Genomic DNA, 19,761 nt, shown 5'->3' with positions numbered 1-19,761 from the left:
ACAAAGAGCGCAACGCGCTGACTTCGGGCCAAGTTGGCCCGAAGTGGCAGGGTTTGGGGAGGCTCCCCAACAAGCAGTTTTTCGTGACTGTGGCCACAGTCACATTGCTTGCCGTTTTGCGCAATTTCACAAAATGATGAATATCCCGGGACATCTATTTGACTATTTTGTTGGGCTTATCGGGTAAAATTCTTGACATTCTATGTATTTTTGATATAATGGTAACAGATGTTACGCAACGTGTGTTGCTTTTAGAGAAGGGAAAATAACATGACAATAAAAACTGCCATTGCTTTATTATAATTTGTCTATTCATGGGGATAATCATTCATCGATGTATATGGTTAATAGGTCTATTGATTTTGCATTTGACTAAGAGTTGGTCATTTATAAAATCCAATAGCCATCACTAAATTATATTCTTTGTAAATTAAGGGAGGATTTTATATGCCGCCAAAACCAACAATTAGTAAAGAGGCTATTCTAAATGCTGCTATTTCTTTAGTGCGAGAACAGGGTATGGAAAGTGTTAATGCCAGAAGTATCGCTTTTCTCTTGAACTGTTCGACTAAACCTTTGTTTCGTGTTTATGAAAATATGGAAGAGTTAAAGCAAGATGTAATTGTCCAGCTTGATATATATTACAATTCTTTTATGGAAGATCGTATGAATGATAAGAATAGATTATTGACACAAGGAATTGCCTATATTGAGTTTGCAAGACAAGAAAAAAACATATTTAACACTCTTTTTATGAACAAAAACTGTGCAGGAAAAAGTATTGAAGAAATACTTGATGCCGATTGGAACCAATCTTCAATTATGAATGCCAAGGAAATAACTGGCCTTAGTTTGGAGAACGCACGAAGTTTATTTAGAGATGTATGGCTTTATTCGCACGGAATTGCAACTCAAATTGTATCAGATGATATAAATTTGCCACATGAAGAAGTAGTTCAACTTATAAAAAATGCTTTTAAACGATTTTCTATCGTAATAAAGGAGAATGAATATGAATGAAATGCCAGAAGAAATGAAAACATTTTTTAACACACGAGCAGATATATATGACACTCAACAGATTAAAAATATTGATGGAGGGGAAAAATGCTATCACGAAATAGCCCAACATATTCCCTCTCATACAAAAACATTATTGGATTTAGGATGCGGAACTGGATTGGAATTAGAATCCATTTTTACAAAGTTTCCTGAAATAGAAGTAACGGGTATTGATTTCGCGGACAAAATGCTGGGGAAACTGGCTGCAAAATATTCAAAGTATTCGATCAATCTAATAAATAGCAGTTATTTTACCGTTGATATGGGTACACAAAAATATGATGCAGTGATATCGGTTATGTCTTTTCATCATTTTACGCATTCGCAGAAACTGAAGCTCTACACCAACGTTTTCCGCTGCCTAAAAGACGATGGCGTTTTTATTGAATGTGATTATATGATTGGTTCCAATGATAGCAATATAGAGGCGCAATTTTTATCGGAAAGAGAAAAGCTTATAATGGATTACAATCTCACGGAAAATTTCTATCACTATGACATTCCTTTTACGATAAAACATGAAATGTCATTATTAACGGAATCCGGGTTTAAGTCGGTCAAAAAAATATGGGGCATTGAGAACACGATTATGATTCTATCAACTAAATAGGAGAAGAAATGAAAAGATTAATTTTTATCAATGGAACAATGGGGGTTGGGAAAACATCTACATGCAAAGAACTTCTCGGTTTACTACAACCAAGTGTGTTTTTAGATGGCGATTGGTGTTGGTGTATGAATCCCTTTCGAGTTACTGATGAAACGAAACAGATGGTAGAAAACAATATTTGCTTTTTGCTAAACAGCTTTCTTTCTTGTACGGAATATGAAAATGTTATATTTTGTTGGGTTATGCATCAGGAATCGATAATAAACAACTTGTTGGAAAAGCTGAATTTTACAAATATTGAAGTATACAAATTCACGCTGTCCGTTTCGAAAGAAGCGCTTACGCAAAGGCTAAAAAGGGCTATTGAAAATGGTGAAAGAACGTCCGATGTTTTGCAAAGAAGTCTGGATAGACTTCCACTATATCAAGAGATGAATACTACACATATTGACGTAAGTAATATTTCACCAGTTCAAGCTGCCAAGAAAATAGTAGAGTTGGTTGGTAATTAGGGGGTATTACATAATAGACTATACAATCTGCCGTCTACGGCAATAAAAAAAACCGCAGTTTTGGCAGATGATTAAGTATGCTAAAATTGCATATTCAGAAACCAAGCAGCGGTTTTGAAATGAGAATTCAAAGCCGCTGCTTCTTTTTGAAAAAAGGAGATTGCAGAGGGCGTGATAATTGCGCTCTTTTTTAACCCTTGACAATAGTGACGGCTTTGGAATAGGAGGTTCTTATGTATCCAAAGCCGCTGCTTTTTATATGGGAGGAACCGTTGCTTTATTGTAACGGCTTAGCTTAGCCGATGTTCTAATTCTTCATAAATTCAAAAAAGTCATAAAAAGAATGGGTGGATACTGCGCCCATTTTTCACTTAACACCTTGCGGGAGCGTTCCTGTATAGGTGCTTTTTTGTCCTCTTTTTTGACTGCTTTTTTACTGGACAAGCCTTTCCACTTCGGGCCAACTTGGCCCGAAGTCCGCGCCGGGACTAAACACCATAGCGGCCCCGGTTGCCGTTCCCCACCCCCTCTCCGTTCATCAGCCATCAATCCATAAACATGATGAATGGAGGTAAAACAATGGACAAGTCATTTGTAACGATAACATATAAGCTCGCCAATGGGAGCCAGATTTGTATTGAAGTTTCAACTTCGGTCAAAGAACTGCTGGAACAGTCCGACCGGCAAATCCGCTCCCAAAGGCGGCAAGACAGACGACACCTTGACTTTGCGGTACATACAGATGAAGATTTGGCAAGCTCTCTGTTACCCGCATATGAGGATACCGCCGATCTGCTGGAAAGAATGGAACGCGACGCCCGGCTATATGACGTAAATACTCAAACAGCGGTGGGGAGAAAGCGGCTGCGTCAAGTTGCCAAGCAATGTGTGAACTATGGGCAGCGTGTTCAGAATTCGGTCTTTGAATGCGTGTTGGATATGGCTAAGTTCCGCGAGATTCAGCATAAGCTGGAGAAAATTATTGATACGGAGAAGGATAGCCTGAGGTTTTATTTGCTGGGAAATAATTACAAGAACAAGGTTGAGCATGTGGGTGCAAAAGCTTCTTTTGATGTTGAGGATACCTTGATTATTTAGTGCGAATGTGAAGCAAACATAAATCCCTGGGGGTTTCGCACCGCGAGATGGGAGGAAATTTGTTGAAATATGCAGGAAATGTCGGGAGGACAATGGTGTATTTTATGAAAAATAGAAGAAGATGAATGAAATCTATCTATTAAAAGATAGTTTTTATTAGTTTTTGCTGTCGCTCCCTACATGGGAGCGTGGATTGAAATAATAAACGAATCTCCCTCTGCCTGTATCATTTGGTGTCGCTCCCTACATGGGAGCGTGGATTGAAATAACGTAGACGATAAGTTGAAAGATATTGCGGTTATCGTCGCTCCCTACATGGGAGCGTGGATTGAAATCTGTCCGGTAGCGCGGGAGCCAAGACAATGACCGTCGCTCCCTACATGGGAGCGTGGATTGAAATTGCGAAATAACTTGAGTAGCTATCAGGCCTCATGTTGAGTCGCTCCCTACATGGGAGCGTGGATTGAAATCGCTCTGTGCCCAAGGGTAAATCCAATACCCTGTCGTCGCTCCCTACATGGGAGCGTGGATTGAAATCCGGATCCAACGTATATGTCAACACCATTCACAGTCGCTCCCTACATGGGAGCGTGGATTGAAATCGCTCTCTCACCGCCTGATACTCCGTCGCCGTCAAGGTCGCTCCCTACATGGGAGCGTGGATTGAAATCTGTTGCCTTCGTTGCGTTTTACAAAGGACGGCCAGGGTCGCTCCCTACATGGGAGCGTGGATTGAAATTATTTGAAAGCAGGTTCCCAACGACCCAAGTTTACGTCGCTCCCTACATGGGAGCGTGGATTGAAATGTTGAAGGTGAGTCCGTTAATGGCCCCGCTATAAGTCGCTCCCTACATGGGAGCGTGGATTGAAATCCTGGTTGGGGAGCCATACGGAAGGAGTTGTTGTCATGTCGCTCCCTACATGGGAGCGTGGATTGAAATAGTAATTCAGGGTTGTCGTGGATATTCCCGATAACGTCGCTCCCTACATGGGAGCGTGGATTGAAATACAGGCAATAATCCCGCCAAGACCTTCTATGGGTCGCTCCCTACATGGGAGCGTGGATTGAAATTTTGCTCCCCGGATATAAAAACCTTGCTGGTGAGTCGCTCCCTACATGGGAGCGTGGATTGAAATGCTTGTGACGCGGTTCCAAACCGTGTATTCTTTCAGTCGCTCCCTACATGGGAGCGTGGATTGAAATACGACCTGGCTGTCAATGTCATTGATCGTCTCAGTCGCTCCCTACATGGGAGCGTGGATTGAAATCTGGCGGCAGTGGACGTTTGAGAAATCGTTTACGTCGCTCCCTACATGGGAGCGTGGATTGAAATAAGATAAGGCAGTCCATGCTCTATGATGTACGCCGTCGCTCCCTACATGGGAGCGTGGATTGAAATTACCTCAGTAAACCTGCTGTTGGCTGGGTCGTAGGTCGCTCCCTACATGGGAGCGTGGATTGAAATATAGCTTTTTTGTGTATTTGCTTGATTGAATGGGTCGCTCCCTACATGGGAGCGTGGATTGAAATGTATTCGCACCGGCAACAAAAACACTGTCGTTGACGTCGCTCCCTACATGGGAGCGTGGATTGAAATCAGTGGACAGGATACTTATCAGCAGGAGATAAAATAGTCGCTCCCTACATGGGAGCGTGGATTGAAATTTGAATGCATCGGAGAGATCGCCCCGGCGACGTGGTCGCTCCCTACATGGGAGCGTGGATTGAAATTGGTCCATCCCTTCGCCAAACGACCCAAAACTGTGTCGCTCCCTACATGGGAGCGTGGATTGAAATTTCAAGCTGCCGGTCAAGGCCAAGGCCAAAAAGTGTCGCTCCCTACATGGGAGCGTGGATTGAAATTTTGAATTTAGCTTTACCCAGTAGTTCCTCCACCGTCGCTCCCTACATGGGAGCGTGGATTGAAATACGCTGCGCAAGGACCTGCTCCTGGGGTTAATCCGTCGCTCCCTACATGGGAGCGTGGATTGAAATAAAATTCCGTGGTTTGGAAAGGTTACACTATTTCGTCGCTCCCTACATGGGAGCGTGGATTGAAATCACTTGACCGGGGGATAACACCTGCTGGTTTAACTGTCGCTCCCTACATGGGAGCGTGGATTGAAATAGTAGAAAGTCAGCTGAAGGGGAAAAGCCAAAAGTCGCTCCCTACATGGGAGCGTGGATTGAAATATCGAAGCATTGGTATTTTCCGTAACAGTAAGCAGGTCGCTCCCTACATGGGAGCGTGGATTGAAATGCTCTATGTTTTGATTACAATGCGCCATTTAGCGGTCGCTCCCTACATGGGAGCGTGGATTGAAATACAAGCAGTCAATTGCATAGATTTTGTGAGCCGTGTCGCTCCCTACATGGGAGCGTGGATTGAAATGTGGGTATGTTTACATCCAAGCCCCCAGCGAATCAGTCGCTCCCTACATGGGAGCGTGGATTGAAATAGGCCGCTCATGATGTGTCGGCTATGGATTCTAAGTCGCTCCCTACATGGGAGCGTGGATTGAAATACAAGAGGAGCCGGGGAGCTTTATGCAGGAGTTGTCGCTCCCTACATGGGAGCGTGGATTGAAATCCATAGAGGAATGGGGTATTTACGGCAAGATAAGTCGCTCCCTACATGGGAGCGTGGATTGAAATACGGTATTGTGGATCAACTGCATTTCCTCCTCGGTTAACGTCGCTCCCTACATGGGAGCGTGGATTGAAATCGGAAGGCAAACAATTGGATTGCGAAACGACAAAGTCGCTCCCTACATGGGAGCGTGGATTGAAATTCCGGCATTATCATGCGACTTGGCTGTATGAAAAGTCGCTCCCTACATGGGAGCTCACACTTATCCTCCATTGAACATCATGCGGTATTGAATTCATGTACCTTTCTGGAAGACATGGGGTATCCGGTGGATTATTTACCTGTTACCAACAAGGGGATTATGATGTCAGAAACCTTGCAAAGTGTAATCGCAGACGACACGTGTCTTATTTCTGTGATGCTGGCAAATAATGAAATCGGTACCATTCAGGATATTCGAACTCTTGCAGATATTGCGCATCTCCACGGTGCCCTGTTCCATAGCGATGCGGTGCAGGCAGTCGGGCATATACCGGTAGATGTAAATACTCTGGGTGTTGACATGCTGTCAGCATCTGCTCATAAATTTAATGGGCTGAAAGGCATTGGCTTCCTGTACGTACGCAGTGGCACGGTTCTTATCCCCTATATTTCTGGAGGCGCACAGGAAGGTGGTAAACGTGCCGGTACGGAAAACATAGCAGGTGTGGTAGGAATGGCAGCCGCTCTTCAAAAGAATTTGGCGAACATAAAGAAAAATATGGCACACAAAGCTGCTCTTTCGGAACATCTGCTAAATCTGCTTCAAGACAGAAATATTGATTTTATCCTGAACGGTGATGATATAAATCGCTTACCGGGCAATGTCAACATTTCTATCCGAGGTGCAGACGGGGAAGCAATACTGCACCGCATGGACTTGATCGGAATTTGCATCTCAACTGGTTCTGCCTGTGATTCGGTTAACACACAAGTATCACATGTAATACGGTCAATTGGAGTTCCTCCAGAATATGCAGAAGGAACAATCAGAATAACATTTGGCAATGATAATTCTATTGAGGATACAGTGAAAATAGCAGATGCACTTCAAGCTATCTGCAAATGAGCGTGAGACTAAAAGCAAACCGAAGAGTATTACCAAAAGATGGTCACTCCGTCTTGATTTTTTTGTAGGCGTAAAACAATCCCCACCTTGCAGACAAGGCGGGGACTCAAATATTCTCAATTATTTACTCGACAAACAGGGGGTAAGTTAGGAGACCAAGCTTTGTCGAATACTGCATAAAACACAAGACCGCCATTTTTCTCATTGGCTGTCGTAATTGTTGCTGTTGGTTTTAACGATGAGCTATTGATAAGATTTCCAGTTTGGCCCAGCCATGCGTTATTCTAAGAAATTTCTGTTTAAAAAGGAGGAAATGTTGAAATATTCAATAATATAATAAATGAGGAAGTGTAAATCGTGTTAGTCTTTAAGCTAAATAGGATTGATCAAAGAGAGTCCTATTCTTAACAAAGTGTCATATTAGAACAGAAAAGAAGGGATATAATGCTTAGAGCACTGTTCACAAAAAGAAATATACCTTGCCATGATGCTGATGGTTCATGCAAATTTGCTATAGGACCACATAAACGTATATTAATTGAACAAATAAATAACGGATTGTCTCTATATCCCATTCAAATACCGCATTATGCATCTGTACATTATGTTGGGAGATGGGGTACTTTATCTGGCCGGTTTTGTAATGCTTTTCTAAATATAGCAGCCTCATTCGATGCACCACCTGATAGCCAGTATCTAACGCTAAAGAATGAGTATCATGAACTAAAAACAAATTCATCAGAGATAATAGGTGTTGGTCTTGCTACTATTAGTATGTGCAGAATATTTAACGCGAGGCTGCCTGAAGTTTCTCGTATAGATGGATCAGGGAAAAGATGTGACTACCGAATCTCAAAAAATAGAGAAATAATAATATATGAAGCTCGAGGGCGCGAACATAAATCTGATTTTACAAAAGCTGCAAAAGAAATACCGGCTAAAAAACAAGCCCATGTTGCTGACTATAAATATGGGATAATTTCCAGCTTGCCTCGTGATGGTATGCCTGTTCAAATTTATTTTTATGACCCCCCAGGAGATGAACACGTTAATCCCCCTTCACATTTCGAAATGCTTATAAACACTGCAAAGTACTATGAAAAAGCATCGAGACTTTCTGGATACTTTATTCTAGCTGATAAAATAAATAGTCGGATTAATAAATGTTTGGCACAAGGGGACTGGATTGAAGGAGAACTAGAGATACCAGAAAATGTAATTAAAATGGGCGACGAATATAGAATTCAAAATTTATCATTTTGGTCAGCAATGCAACCTGCAATAGCTCCCAGTAGAGATTATAAGATAGGGCTAAGATTCGGATTACACAATCGAGTTCGTAATTATCTAATAAGGTGGCAAATAAATTCTTTATTAGAATATACATGTCCCGAGATTATTGATTACGAAAAGAAAATCAGTATTGCACAAGATGGAACCTTACTCAAAATCACTAGCGTTGCATAAAAACTGACGGCTCTTGTAAACAGGAAGTTTTAAGGTCTCCACACCAGAAAAGTGCTTAATTCGCAATATTCAGACAAAGTTTCTTTACCAGATTATTTAAAAGGGCAACGGCTCCATAAAAGGTAACCCTGCTCCACATTTTTTACCTATAATTCTTTTTGCGGTGCGGCCTATAAGTAAAATAGCTCTACATCAACGGTATTTAAGAACTCAGTACCCTCAACATCAATTTGTTTTATCAACAGATTAAAGCTTTCACAATGCTCATTTCTTCGCCTGCCACGGGATGATCTGACCGGAGGCTTTTTCAGAACCTCAATTAAGGCAGCATAGGAATTATAGAGGTGGTCGGCAATAAGACGCATGGTATCCAATAGAGTTATTTTCACAGGCAAGGTCAGGCGTGTTATCATCAGCAAGCAATACGTTATAAGGGCTATCCATATCTGGCCGTATACAGCACTATCACTAGTACCAAAGAACCTTTTTATCTTAAGGTGTTGTTTTAGCCATTTAAAAAACAGCTCCACTTGCCATCTCAACCGGTATATTTCTGAAATCTCAAGAGTGTCCATGCTAAAATCGTTTGTTAGAATAATAATTGGGTTTCCTTCACTGTCCCGGGTTTGAATCAACCTTAATTGATATTTCATTCTGGTGGTTTTGGGATTACCCAATATTACTGTACTTTCAGTCATAGCTGTGCCGGCGATTTTGTGATGTTCAATAACATCAACCAGGGCGCCTTCTTTTAACCTGGTAACAAATCTAATGCCGGCTTGGCAGTACTCGTCCCATTTCTTGTAATCCACGTAACCCCGGTCAAAAACATTTAAGACGTCTGGATCGGTTGTTACCAACTCATCTAACTGAGACTTATCCGAGACTTTAGCAGGCGTAAGGATTGCTTTATCCGGATATGAGCATCCATTTTGGATTTGTATCCGTTGATGAAGCTTAATTCCGGATTTTGTCTTTCGGAAATCCGCCCATCTAAATTTGTTTAGACATAATGAAATGGTACTGGAATCAATGATATGGATCCTGTTTTCTTTGGGTTCCCGGTGAGCATAAGCAGCAGTTTTTACCAGCGTTGTTTTGGAAACGGCAATAAATGTATCAGCCCAAAAGGTGCTTTTTATGTCCCTTAAACGTCTTGATAGCTGCGAAGCGCTGATGGAGTCAAGCTTTAATAATTTTTGCAACTCAAGGTCATTTTTTACTTTACCGGCCAGTTCTCTTAATGATTCAATCTTACTGATTTGAGCAATAATGAGGATGTAGAGCAACTTGATTGTAAAAAGCTTTTTAATGTACTTATCGGCTCCGAAATCCTTAATAAACCTTAAAAAATCATCGTAGGGAAACTGTTTGAGAACTTGATTAAATGTGGACTGTGTGGTATCCTGATCCATGCTGATGCTCCTTATTTAGAGACTATGGACAGGATTACCTGCTATACCTCTATTATAAGGAGTTTTTCATTGACATGCCATGATATTCCTGGAAATTGACTGATTTTGAGCAAATTTAGATGTTGACAATATCGACATTTATTAATGCAACGTTAGTGACTCAAAATAGAAGAAATGTAATTTTATATAAAGGGCAATTTCGTACTGAGCACTAGATAGACAGAAACCAGAGAATATGTATGACTGTAATAAAGGGAAATTGGTGTTCCATAAAGTTCTGGCTGTCGAGAGAGGGTGGGCGCAAGTTTGAAACTGACAATAGATGAAAAACTTGAAAAATTTGCTACCAGCATTCAACAGAGATTGGATGGATGCCCCGCGTTATTAATTGGTAGCGGTGGGTCAATTCCCTATGGCCTACCATCAATGAAAGATTTGGCGACAGAAATCGTTAATCAGCTCGAAACGAAATACCAAGAAGAAGATAGCTGGAAAGCATTTGTTGCTGAGCTTAATAACACAAATAACCTAGAATTAGCTTTAGATAATATCATGCTGAAAGATGAAATACATACTTCAATAATAGCAACGGTTTGGTCATGTATTAGTAAAAAGGATCGTGAAGCCTTTTTGGATTTTATTAGACATGGAAAATATCCAGCCCTTACAATGATTATTAAGAAGTTTATCCAGAGAGCCGGAGTTACAAATATTATCACTACTAATTACGATAGACTTGTAGAGTATTCTATTGACTTTGCTCAAGGGGCAGTAGAAACAGGGTTCTCCGGTAACTACATTAAAAACTTCGGAAATATACAATCAACCTTTGTGAAAAGAACAGTAAACCTGTACAAGGTTCATGGCTCAGTAGACTGGTTTAAACATAAATCAAACCAAAATATCTTGGCAACACAATTTCTTGATTATGCTGATTTCTCAGATATTTATTTGCCGATGATTGTAACCCCAGGGAATGGAAAGTATAAAGAAACGCATAAGGATCCTTTTAGGACCGTTATAGCTGAAGCCGATAAAGCATTGCGTAGCTCTACATCGTATCTTTGCATTGGATATGGATTTAACGATGAGCATATTCAGCCTATCATTATTGATGAAAACAGAAATAAGAATAAGCCCCTTGTTATAGTAACTAAAGAACTTACTCCTAAAATCAAAGATTTATTTATACAAGCTGACAACAGCAATTGTCTAATTATATCCGAACTAAGCGGTGGTGGAACAATTGTTCACTATAGTAAATCGGAAACTGAAGCCTTTCCCGAAGACTATTGGCGCTTAGATTTGTTCTACAGATTATGGCTCGAATAAAGGAGGTAATCTTATGTCTATTTTTGACTTTGAAAAAGATTCTCCCGAGAGAATCGGCGTTGTTGAAAACGTCGACACTGCAAATATTGTAATTAAAATTGAAAATGAAGAAAAACTAAAAAGGATGCAGGTTAATCACCTTGTTGTTGTTCAAAGCTCTAAAGTCGGTCAACATCTTATCGCTTTAGTAAATAAAATAATGCGGAACTCTTTTGAGTCAGTTGATGATGATAATAAACCAATGTACATTATTGAAAATGTTGTTAAAGCAACACTCATAGGAACTCATCTCGATAAATTTGGAACAAAACCAAATGTATTCAAAAGAACTCTTGAAACCGTCCCTGAAATAGATGCTGATTGTTTCATGCTACATGGCGATAGATTAACAAGCTTTATGAAGGCTATTACTCAAATTGCGATAGAAGGAAAAAGTCCGCTCTCTTTAGGTCACTATGCTCTTGATGAAAATGCGGAAGCATGGCTTGATGGAAATAAGTTCTTTCAACGCCATGCTGTTATAGTTGGGAGTACGGGCTCAGGGAAATCATGGACAGTAGCAAAGCTTCTTGAACAAGTAGCTAAACTTCCATCGGCAAATGTAATTGTTTTTGACATCCATGGTGAGTATGCACCTCTTAATGGTAGCGGTTTTCAGCATGTAAAAATTGCAGGGCCGAATGACAAAAGTAAAGACGGAATATTATTTCTACCTTATTGGTTATTGACCTATGAAGAAATGATATCTTTGATGCTCGATAGAAGTGATAACAATGCTCCCAATCAAGCAATGGCTTTTTCAAATGCAGTTTTAGAACAAAAACGTAAAAATCTTGAAAGTCTTGGTAAAAAAGATATTGCCGGAATTTTTACTATCGATAGTCCTGTCCCTTACAAATTATCAGAAATACTTGTTGAGTTTAATAGATTGGATACAGAAATGGTTCCCGGTGCTAAAACGGAAAAACAAGGACCGATGCATGGCAAATTAACACGTTTTATTCAGCGTTTAGAATCAAAAAAAAGTGATAAACGGCTTAATTTCCTATTTAATGAAAGTAAGGAAGTACTGGCTTATGAATATATGGAGCATCTTAGCAAAGTCTTGATGCATTCTAGCAGTCTACAACTAAATAAAGGCGTTAAGATAATTGATTTTTCTGAAGTGCCTTCTGATGTTCTTTCTTTAATGGTTAGCTTAGTTGGACGACTTGTTTTTTCTATTCAGCAATGGATCAGTAAAGAAAATCGACATCCTATAGCAATTTTTTGTGATGAAGCACATTTATATCTTCCAGAAAAAACGAGAAGTTCTTTAGAAGATGCAGGTCTTCAAAACTTTGAACGAATAGCAAAAGAAGGTCGTAAATACGGAATAGGGTTAGTTGTTATCAGCCAGCGTCCAGCAGAAGTTAACCGAACTATTTTAAGTCAAAGCAATAACTTTGTTGCAATGCGGTTAACAAATGCAGAAGACCAGGCAGTTATTAAAAGACTCCTACCAGATAGTCTTGGTGGATATGCGGAACTATTACCAATTCTTGATATAGGTGAAGCCTTAGTTGTTGGTGATGCCTCATTACTTCCAAGTAGAATTAAGATTTCAAAACCATTTTATGAACCTAACAGTGCAACGGTTGATTTCTGGGATGAATGGCAGCGTGATTCTACAATAGATGTGATATCAGGTGCAATTGAAGCACTTAGAAAACAATCAAGATAAAATATAAGTTGTTACTCCTAGTAGTTGTTAAATCTTAAACTATGATAAAACTTATTATACTCTTCCCAGGAGGGAGGGGTATGCCTTGCCAAAAATAAGATACCATGTCCGTCTTTCTGATGAGGAGCGGAAGACCCTGCTCAAGATCGTTTCCAGGGGTTCCGCCTCGGCAAAAACCATCATGCATGCCAATATTCTGTTGGCAGCTGATGAGAACGGCACGGGCGGGCGAAAGAGCGAAGTTGAAATAGCAGCGTTGTTTCATGTTCACCCGCAGACCGTTCATACCATTCGAAGTCAGTACTCGGAACATGGGCTGCAGGTTGCGCTCGGCAGAAAGAAACGCGAGACGCCACCCGTTGAACCAAAGATTACCGGTGAAGTGGAAGCAAAGATCATCGCATTGAGCTGCAGTTCGCCCCCATCGGGACGATCCAGATGGACTCTAAGGTTGCTGACGGATAAAGCGGTTGAATTACAGTACATTGACAGCATCTCTTATGTGACCGTTGGACGGCTTTTAAAAAAACGAACTGAAACCACATCTCCGTAAATGTTGGTGTATTCCGCCTGAACAGAACGCCGCCTTCATCGCCTGTATGGAAGATGTTTTGGATCTGTACCAGCAGAGCAATATTGCAGACTATATCCGGTCGTCTGCATGGACGAAAAGCCGTACCAGCTCCTTGGTGAGGCCAGAACCCCGATCCCGATGAAGGCCGGAAGGCCTGAGTGTCAGGACGGTGAATATGTCCGCAACGGAACCTGCAGCATCTTTGTCTTCACAGAACCATTGGCAGACTGGAGGCATGTAACGGTCTCTGAAAGAAGAACTCGGATTGACTGGGCAAATCAGGTCCGGGAACTGCTTGAGGTTCATTATCCAATGCAAAATAGATCCGGCTAGTGATGGATAAACACTCATACCACGGCATCGCTTTATGAAGCATTTACACCGGATGTAGCCAGAGGCCTTGCTAAACGCCTTGAGATCCATTACACGCCAAAGCATGGAAGCTGGCTCAATATAGCTGAAATAGAGTTAAGCGTAATGCCCAAACAGTGCCTCGAACGCCGAATTTCTTCAATTGATTCTCTCCGCCTTGAACTGGCAGTCTGGGAAACTGCAAGAAACAGGAGTCAAAAGGGTGTTGACTGAGCGAAAAACAACATTTGACTTGACAAATGCCTAAACTACGGAATTAAGAAGGAGATTAAGTTGGCATTCGAAAATTACACGGAATATAGTTATTCCAATTTTAGCTCATTAAATCAAAGAGTTTCTGATTCTAAAGAGCAGAAAAAATATATTGATTCATGGAAAAATAAATATGCTGATTATTTTAAAAAACATCCTCCAGAAGAAAGCTTCTTGTGGAATATAAGGGTTCATAAGTCACTTAAAGAGGTATTTTCTTCATCTGCAATGTATCAAGAATCTTTAGTTGCCAAAGAGTCACGTTGTTGGGCATCTTTTTACTTTCTTAGCTACTACTCTCTATTTCATGCATTCCTTGCTTGTGTATATATGCTTCCAAATGAAAGCCTTGATAATTTATCTGAGATAACTCATTCAAAATTAGTGAATGTATTTAATTCAACCTTCTGTTCTGGTAGACCACAAATTATTGATGAAAGTGTTTGTGAAGTATTTTCAATCTTGAAGTATCTTAGAGAATATTACTCTTATCATATGCCTCCAAATCATTTTCTTTATGAGCATAAAGATAATATCAAGCCAGATATCGTTTTACCTGACTGTTTGAAGCCATGTTTTCAGCTAGCTAGCTTGCTGTCAGAAATCGTGGAATCAGCCTTCATTAAATATCATAAAAAAATCTCTAATAAAATAAAATATTTTCAGTTTGTTAGAGATAACTTTTACTTAGTAAACTGCCGGAAACATCCGATAACTAACCAGTATTTAATTGACTATGTTGATAAGGTTAGGCTAAAAGAAACATTTGAGTATCCTGGACCAGTACCGTTTGTTATTGAACTAGAACATTTTAGTGATGAATTTGGTCTTTATGAAGGTGCTGAATTTCCACGTTTTTTAGATGGAGCTGAAATCTCACCTTCAAGATTCGTATATGAAGCTATCATGTAATAAGCCCTTATTAGTATATAATACCGGTTTCAATCACCTCCAAAACATTTCGAATAAGATAATAATGGGTATATGAACAAACACAAGTGAATTTCTTATTGTTTATATAATGCTATACTTTAGGAGAAAAGAATGGTTTATTTAAATCTTTTTACATTTCCCAATGGGGATATGGAATTTGACTTTTTCATAAAAAAGGTAAAAAGAACGTGCTATGACTCTTTTTATCCATTTAAGATATTATCAGAACATGGTCTTGAAAGAATTGATTTTGAGCCAGTAACGATTTTATATGGCGGAAATGGTTCAGGTAAATCAACTGCATTAAATATTATAGCAGAAAAAACAGGAATCAGTCGTGACTCTATTTATAATAAATCTAATTTTTTTCCTGACTATGTTAATATGTGTGAGATGCACCTTAAAGCCAGTATCCCTGAAAATAGCAGAATAATTACCAGTGATGATGTATTTGACTATATGTTGAATATCCGTAACTTAAATGAAGGAATTGACCAAAAACGGGAAAAGCTTTTTGAAGAATATTTGGATGCAAAATATTCTAGTTTTCAGATGAAATCTATAGCAGATTACGAGCAACTTAAAAAAGTAAATAATGCCAGATTTAAAACGCAGTCCCGTTTTGTAAGAAATGAATTGATTGATAATGTGCGGGAATATTCGAATGGGGAAAGTGCATTTCTATATTTCACTGAAAAAATAGGTGAAAATGGTCTTTATATATTGGATGAGCCTGAAAACAGTCTTTCGCCAATGCGTCAGATGGAGTTAATGAAGTTTATTGAGGACTCTGCACGGTTTTTTGGCTGTCAGTTTATTATCTCCACGCATTCTCCGTTTCTGCTTGCCATGCGTGGAGCTAAAATATATGATCTTGATAAAAGCCCGGTTGATGTGAAACGGTGGACAGAATTGGAAAATGTACGTATATATTATGACTTTTTCAAAAAACATGAAAACGAGTTTTGATAGTATGGAGGTAGATTATGGGCATAATGGTAGTTTGTTGGTAAACAAATATTCCGTTTATTCATAAACGCTGAACTTTTGATGGTTCTCTGGTTTTAAACTCCTTCAATTTTGCTGCTTATTTACTGATATAATAAGATGAAATAACTCCCATTTGGAGCAGGCCATGTTATCATTTATATCTAGTCTTTTTGCACAAAAACCTATTATCTTTGAATTGAGCTATAGCAACAATACTGCAATGTTTACACTGCGTGCTGGAATAAAGGGCAAACCCTATCCCATCGGGGAAGCACTGTCAAGGTTTAGTCGCCTGCATTTTCCCATAAGCGTTAAAGATGTGAATGGAGCTATGCAAATAAAACCGCAAGACGTTGAGGCGGTACGTGCATGGCTTTTCCATTTGACAAAAGCTGTTGGCGAAAAACATGCGATTTACCGATGTGATGCGCTTTCAGAAGCAATTAAACAGGTAGATATACCCTCCAGCTTTATACTTTCCTTCTCAGAGAGGGAAGGGGGAGTTTTCTGTGCACCTCCAGAAGGCGTAACTGTGTTAGCAGAAAACGGTTGGTTTCTATCCGGAGATACCATGTGGCATGTGGCAGTAGGGGATGCTGTCTCTCAGTCACTGCATGATCCTGTAGTAGGCCATCAGCTTGTCGAACTTCTATCAAAGGGTGTGCCGGCCCTCATAAACAGCGGCATTCGTGTGGAGTGTCCCTACAGCTATGATCGCGCTCCATATTTATGGATCTCTATAAAAGATGTGACTAAGGACCACGTTGCCTTGCAGCGTGAAATGCACACCGGTGAATTGCGGCCGGTTTATGGTGCCCAAGATTATGTGTGGGACGGAAATACACTGCGGCCCAAACAGTATGATGCGTTGGTAGAGCGCATATTTGCGCAGGGAGATAGCGTCGTGCTTACGGGGGATGATATTCCAAAGCTTGTAATGGCAGCTTTTAGCACATGGAAATCATTTCTTAAAGGAGAAATACAACGCCTGCTGGAGCTCCATACTGTCTACGAAAATGGTGAACTTTTGCTGAATGCCTACTCTGAACAACACAATGGTATTGGTAAGGCCTATGCGCGTGCTGAAGTTTGGGCAGGAGGAAAACGTTTTTCCGCCGCGCAACTCTCTCGGGCGATTTTGCCGGACAATAAATTTGTACAGACGGACGACGGCTGGTTTAGTATTGAATTACTTGAGAAACTGGGACTGGGCCGGATGGGCAGACTTGCTGACGGCTGTTCTATTGAAAAACCGTTTACACTCAGCGCCGAGGAATTACTGTCTTGTGGCGGTGACCGCCTGTCGGGGCCTTGGAAACGCATGATAACTGACAGCCTGATTCGTGAGCAATCAGGGAAGACCCGCGCATATAGCCATTTGCGTTTTCTTGCTGAATGGGGACTGAGTGGCGGACTGAATGGCAGCGGTGTGAAACATATAAATGCTCTACTGGAGCTTATACATGAGCTATCCAGCAAATCGCCGCAATTACGGCTGCTCATTGTTGGAAAGAAGCAGCGCCTGGATGAAATATACACCGGCCTTCAACCACTGTCACCACTCTGGCTGGATGGGAGCAAAAAGGATTCTTCTGCGCCAGTCCAATCAAGCTTAATTATTATTGCAACAACCAATTCCATAACCAAAAACGAGGTGCCGCCATCCCTAAAATTCGATATCCTTGTTTTGATAGAACCAGACATCATGACTAAGAGTAACAGCACAAAGATTTTTGCGTCTCTTGAAAAACTCAAGGCCAGGATACGTATTGCCCTGTATGCAGATATGGAATATATGAAGAGGTATCAAACGCAGCTTGTTCAGCATGAATTACTGGGCATCACAAGGTGGTCCGTAACGGACTGCCTGATTATCAATCCATTTAAGCCTTTGCCCCATTTGCCCAAGCCGTATGTGTTTAAGCAAGTAGCATTAAAAACTCAGCAAACCTTTGCCGAGATTCAGCTGCAAGGTGAGCCAGCACCCAATAAGGGCGTCCCCATTCCACAACGAACTGAACTAACCACGAACATTGGGTTTCGGCCCCAAATAAACATAAGCTTCCGGACAGGAGAACAGTATTTTGTGGAGCAGGCTCAAAATTTCTCAACCAAGACGGTGAAGCAGGCAAGATTTACTCCGTTTATGACCTATTGGCCAACATACGAAAGCATGACCTCTACCCAATCACAGTGGTATTTTTACTGGCGCGCGAGGGTACGATGCGGTGAATATCCGAATACGGACTTGTCTTATATTTTTTTGTACGTTTATGAATTGATTAACCTTGTGGGTTGTGAATCGCCTCTTGAAGGCTATCAAAAGCTAATGAATGTTTGGCGCGCGTACCGGGCATTGTTTCCTAAACTGGACAGGTATTTAGCGGCATGGGTAAACGATTTTATCCTGGCACATGATCTTGAAGTTCCTGCAGACGAAATTTCCAATATGTGCGGCTGTCCGGTTGGTCAAAATACTTTGGATAATTTACTGCTAATGAAATTTGGAGAAAGGCCCCTTCGTATCGACCTACCCTTGCTGTCGCAGGCCGCCAATTATGATATTACACGCAGTAAGTTTTATCAAAGTGTGCATGCCTCTTTATGCGATGAGTATATTCCTAAAGCCGTTGCACTGGTCGATGCCTTTTTGGAAAAAAAACAAGGACGCCGTATTGTAGAAATGTTCAACCCCGGTTATGTGCAACGTGAGCGATACCTGTTCCAAAGCGCTTTGTATGCGGGAGAGCCGCGTACGATAAAGATAAACGCCATACCCCTAAGCACACATTCGCCGTTAAGGGATTTTCTGGCACAAGTCATACGCCATACGGAAAACAAGCTGCGTGAAATCAAAGATTTTTCAAGTAAGCTGCGCGGCATTGATCTGGAAGAAGACTTATGCAAATTGATTGATGCATACATGGAGCGTGAGTTTTTTAAAAAGCGAGAGGTACAGGAAAAAATCACCATAGACGCTAACAAACTGGCTCGTGCAGCGGCAGAGGCCGAGGAAACACAGCGCATGCTGATGATAGAGAACACAGAAGAGCAAATGGACGCACACGCGCCTGATTTAATAAAAGCTATGCCGGAAGATACAATGGTTACATCAATACCCGTACGCCCTGATGACACACCTGACGGATTGTTGACAGACCTTGCAGTTGTTGCAGAACTGCTCTCACAATTGGATGAGAGCGAATGCCTGCTTATTAATACGCTGTCAAAACATGGTTGGGAGATGACAAGCAGCGCACTGCAGGCCATCATGCCAAGTTGTATGACAGAAGAAGTCGTCGACCAAATCAATGAAAAGGCGCTGCGCATACTTGGAAGTTTATTGATTGTTCAAGAAAGTCAGTTGCATCTCATCGACGAGGACTATCGGGATGAGCTTGAATTTCTACGGACATATCCAGCACAGGAAGCACAAGTACATGCTGTATGGAACGCGGATGGGCTTGATGCTGAATGGCGGGAACTATGCCAGAAACTCTCACCTTGCCAGCTTGATACGCTATATGCTATGGTGCGAGGCGCAAGCCGGCAGGATCTGCAAAGCATAGCAGAAAAGGCGGAGACTATGGTAGAACCAGTATTAGACAGCATTAATGAAGCAGCTATAGAAACCGTTGGAGATCTCCTGATTGAGGATGGAGCTGTTCTCGAAGAGTATTTTGAGCCGGTCAAAAGATTATTTTCTGTGGAGGATGAATGAT

The 19,761-nt window shown here is 41.0% G+C and carries 13 protein-coding genes, 1 pseudogene and 1 CRISPR repeat array; of the genes and pseudogenes, 13 read left to right on the top strand and 1 reads right to left on the bottom strand.

The annotated features are described in order from the left end of the window. Positions 1–447 precede the first annotated feature (447 nt). From Psch_RS13000 to Psch_RS12975, 6 genes are all read left to right on the top strand, one after another. A complete protein-coding gene (locus Psch_RS13000) occupies positions 448–1,020 on the top strand; it encodes a TetR/AcrR family transcriptional regulator (RefSeq protein WP_190240596.1) in 573 nt (190 codons plus the stop codon). Beyond that, on the top strand, positions 1,013–1,672 hold the full coding sequence (locus tag Psch_RS12995) for a class I SAM-dependent methyltransferase (protein WP_190240595.1): 660 nt from the start codon (positions 1,013–1,015) through the stop codon (positions 1,670–1,672). The genes Psch_RS13000 and Psch_RS12995 overlap by 8 nt, the downstream gene beginning before the upstream one ends. 8 nt (positions 1,673–1,680) lie before the next feature. Then, positions 1,681–2,184, top strand: a complete 504-nt coding sequence (locus Psch_RS12990; RefSeq protein ID WP_190240594.1) for an AAA family ATPase — start codon at positions 1,681–1,683, stop codon at positions 2,182–2,184. Between the two features lie 804 nt (positions 2,185–2,988). After that, positions 2,989–3,282: a CRISPR-associated endonuclease Cas2 gene (gene cas2, locus Psch_RS12985; protein WP_190258842.1), complete on the top strand. Its 294-nt coding sequence runs from the start codon at positions 2,989–2,991 to the stop codon at positions 3,280–3,282. Between the two features lie 168 nt (positions 3,283–3,450). Then, positions 3,451–6,075: a CRISPR direct-repeat array (repeat unit 32 nt; unit sequence GTCGCTCCCTACATGGGAGCGTGGATTGAAAT). Positions 6,076–6,087: 12 nt separating this feature from the next. After that, a complete protein-coding gene (locus tag Psch_RS12980; protein WP_427910100.1) occupies positions 6,088–6,981 on the top strand; it encodes a cysteine desulfurase family protein in 894 nt (297 codons plus the stop codon). A gap of 444 nt (positions 6,982–7,425) precedes the next feature. Continuing rightward, on the top strand, positions 7,426–8,448 hold the full coding sequence (locus Psch_RS12975) for a hypothetical protein (RefSeq protein ID WP_190240592.1): 1,023 nt from the start codon (positions 7,426–7,428) through the stop codon (positions 8,446–8,448). Between the two features lie 170 nt (positions 8,449–8,618). Here the strand turns inward: Psch_RS12975 and Psch_RS12970 are convergent, their stop codons facing one another. After that, positions 8,619–9,863: an IS4 family transposase gene (locus Psch_RS12970; protein ID WP_190240591.1), complete on the bottom strand. Its 1,245-nt coding sequence runs from the start codon at positions 9,861–9,863 to the stop codon at positions 8,619–8,621. A 306-nt stretch (positions 9,864–10,169) separates the two neighbouring features. Here Psch_RS12970 and Psch_RS12965 point away from each other — a divergent pair, with 306 nt between their 5' ends. The 7 genes and pseudogenes from Psch_RS12965 to Psch_RS12930 all read left to right on the top strand — a co-directional run bounded on the left by Psch_RS12965 (position 10,170) and on the right by Psch_RS12930 (position 19,760). Then, positions 10,170–11,195, top strand: coding sequence for an SIR2 family protein (locus Psch_RS12965; protein ID WP_190240590.1), 1,026 nt, complete (start codon positions 10,170–10,172; stop codon positions 11,193–11,195). Positions 11,196–11,208: 13 nt separating this feature from the next. Further along, on the top strand, positions 11,209–12,918 hold the full coding sequence (locus Psch_RS12960) for an ATP-binding protein (RefSeq protein WP_190240589.1): 1,710 nt from the start codon (positions 11,209–11,211) through the stop codon (positions 12,916–12,918). Between the two features lie 85 nt (positions 12,919–13,003). Then, complete coding sequence (locus tag Psch_RS12955; RefSeq protein ID WP_190240588.1) at positions 13,004–13,471, top strand: helix-turn-helix domain-containing protein; 468 nt, start codon at positions 13,004–13,006, stop codon at positions 13,469–13,471. A gap of 108 nt (positions 13,472–13,579) precedes the next feature. Next, positions 13,580–14,077, top strand: a pseudogene (locus Psch_RS21210) (transposase). Between the two features lie 60 nt (positions 14,078–14,137). Beyond that, positions 14,138–15,028 carry a hypothetical protein gene (locus Psch_RS12940; RefSeq protein ID WP_190240586.1) on the top strand — a complete coding sequence of 297 codons (891 nt, stop codon included), beginning with the start codon at positions 14,138–14,140 and terminating at the stop codon, positions 15,026–15,028. Between the two features lie 132 nt (positions 15,029–15,160). Further along, complete coding sequence (locus Psch_RS12935) at positions 15,161–16,018, top strand: AAA family ATPase (RefSeq protein ID WP_190240585.1); 858 nt, start codon at positions 15,161–15,163, stop codon at positions 16,016–16,018. Positions 16,019–16,184: 166 nt separating this feature from the next. Beyond that, positions 16,185–19,760, top strand: a complete 3,576-nt coding sequence (locus Psch_RS12930) for a TerB N-terminal domain-containing protein (RefSeq protein WP_190240584.1) — start codon at positions 16,185–16,187, stop codon at positions 19,758–19,760. Position 19,761 lies beyond the last annotated feature (1 nt).

The sequence above is a fragment of the Pelotomaculum schinkii genome (assembly GCF_004369205.1).
GTDB lineage: Bacteria > Bacillota > Desulfotomaculia > Desulfotomaculales > Pelotomaculaceae > Pelotomaculum_C > Pelotomaculum_C schinkii.
This window is presented reverse-complemented; position numbering and strand designations above follow the sequence as displayed.